Origin of the sequence: Bradyrhizobium sp. SRL28 (genome assembly GCF_018596315.1) — a bacterium.
Taxonomy (GTDB): domain Bacteria; phylum Pseudomonadota; class Alphaproteobacteria; order Rhizobiales; family Xanthobacteraceae; genus Bradyrhizobium.
The window spans coordinates 1-2100 of sequence record NZ_JAHEAG010000136.1; the positions used below are offsets into that span (position 1 = coordinate 1).

Consider the following 2100-nt stretch of genomic DNA (forward strand, 5'->3'; position numbering starts at 1 on the left):
CTAGTTTCTGTCGCGAAAGACATTTCGCCCAAAAAAATAGGGGTTATTTCGCGATTTTCGAGCATGTTTTTTCTTGCGGCGTACATGTGCATGGTATCACATTCTTCATATGAAGCATGTTGATTCGGAATCGCCTTCGGATGTCGCGCGCTGGCTGCGAAGCGAATCGACGAATCTCTGGCCTGCGCTTCTGGGTTCGCTGAGCCTGCGTCGTAGCCGGTGCATCCGCAAGAATTGCCCTGCGTGCCAGTCTGGCGAACAGCATCAAAGTTATGTGCTCTACGGTCGCGCGAACGGGCGTCGCGTTGCCGTCTACGTGCCGGAAGAGCTTGTGCCGGAGGTTCAGCGCAACCTGGACAACGGGCGCGCTCTGCAGGATCTGCTGCACCAGGCGGCACCGCGATACATCAAAGCGCTGAAGCGACAGCGCGCCGAAGCATCCAAAAGCAAGAAGAGCCGAGCGGTGTGAGAGCGACAGCGCGACAGATCAGCTTTGCCGATTGGGAGCTGATGCGGCAACGTGATCAGGGCATTCGCCTGGAGCCGCTGCTGGAGGCGATATCCGGCTTTCTCGACGACCAGCGGGACGTCATCGAGCGTGTCCGGCGGGATCTGGTGCGTGGCCTGAAGCAGCCAGATAGCGGTCGTCACGGATTGACGGCGACACAGGTGCTGCGCTCGCTGGTTCTGATGCGGCTCAAGAACTGGGACTATCGCGAGTTGCGTGAACGCATCGCAGATGGATTGACGCTTCGTCAGTTCACCGACTTCTACTGCGCGCCGGTGCCGAAGCACGACGCCTTCCAGCGTGGCTTCATCCGTCTGACCCCACAAACGCTGAAAGCGGTCAACGATTTGGTGGTTCGGGCAGCGGTCGAGCTCGAATTGGAGGATGGCACGAAGCTGCGGGTCGACACTACGGTGGTGCAGACCGACATTCATCATCCGACCGACAACACGTTGCTATGGGATGTGGTCCGCGTCGTCACACGCTTGGTCCGCCGTCTGGCCAAAGCGCTGGAATTGCGAAGAATCAAGGGCTTTTGCGACCGCACGCGCGCGGCGCGGCGCCGGATGTACGAGATCCAGCGCATGACGACGAGGCAGCGTCACGAGCAGCAGACCCGGATATACCGGGCGCTCATCGACATTGCCGAGGAGGTCGTAGGAAACGCACGCGCGGGGCTCGAGAGGACCCGCACGATGCGCGGCAAGGACATGTTCGCCGACATGGCCATCGAGGAACTGCGCAGTCAGATCGAGCACTTCTGCGGGCTGGGAGATCGTGTCATCGATCAGGCACGTCATCGTGTGCTCTTTGGTGAGCAGGTGGCTACCGACGAGAAGATTTATTCCATCTTCGAGCCCCATACCGACCTGATCAAACGCGGCAAGGTGCGCACGCCGGTCGAGTTCGGCCACAAAGTCTTCCTCGCCGAAAGCGCGGAGGGCCTGATCACGCAATACGAGGTGCTGAAAGGCAATCCGCCCGACGAGGTTCATGTGGCATCTTCCCTCCAGCGCCACAGGCAGGCCTTTGGCCGTGCCCCGCAGCTGTATGGCTCGGATCGTGGCTTCTTCAGCGAGCAGAACCTTGCCTCGTGCAAGCACGCCGGCGTGAAGGTGGTGTGCATTCCTCAGCGTGGTGGCAAGAGGACGGGACGACGTGAGGCGTACGAAAAGAGCGTGGTCTTCAAGAATGGTCAACGCTTTCGCGCCGGCATCGAGGGACGCATCTCCGTGCTGTTCCGAGGCCGCGGCATGAAGCGCTGTCTCGCCGAGGGACGTGACCGCTTCGAACTGTGGGTCGGCGCCGCGGTGCTCGCCAACAATCTCATGAGGATTGCGGCAATGCTGATGGCGGGATCGTCGCGCAGGCGAAAAGCTGCTTGATAGACCCGTAGGCCTGTCCCGGTCACTCAAAGTGGCCACGGCTCAGCACATCTCAAGCTGACAGCCGGCGCGCAATACCTGAAACCAACTCAAAAATCATCTGTCCCGAGCTTGCCGGTCCCGTTGCTCTCCTTCATTTTGTGCCCAATCCATCGGCATAACTTGGATCGGCGCCCCCAAATCCGGGCGTTTCGCGACAGAAACTAG

Annotated in this window: 2 protein-coding genes; both read left to right on the forward strand. The window is 60.1% G+C overall.

Features of this window, described 5'->3' with window-relative positions; genetic code table 11:
- Nucleotides 1-109: 109 nt before the first annotated feature.
- On the forward strand, nucleotides 110-469 hold the full coding sequence (locus tag KIP88_RS47735; RefSeq protein WP_213257012.1) for a DUF6788 family protein: 360 nt from the start codon (nucleotides 110-112) through the stop codon (nucleotides 467-469).
- A gap of 41 nt (nucleotides 470-510) precedes the next feature.
- Complete coding sequence (locus tag KIP88_RS45600; protein WP_249791564.1) at nucleotides 511-1893, forward strand: ISNCY family transposase; 1383 nt, start codon at nucleotides 511-513, stop codon at nucleotides 1891-1893.
- Nucleotides 1894-2100 lie beyond the last annotated feature (207 nt).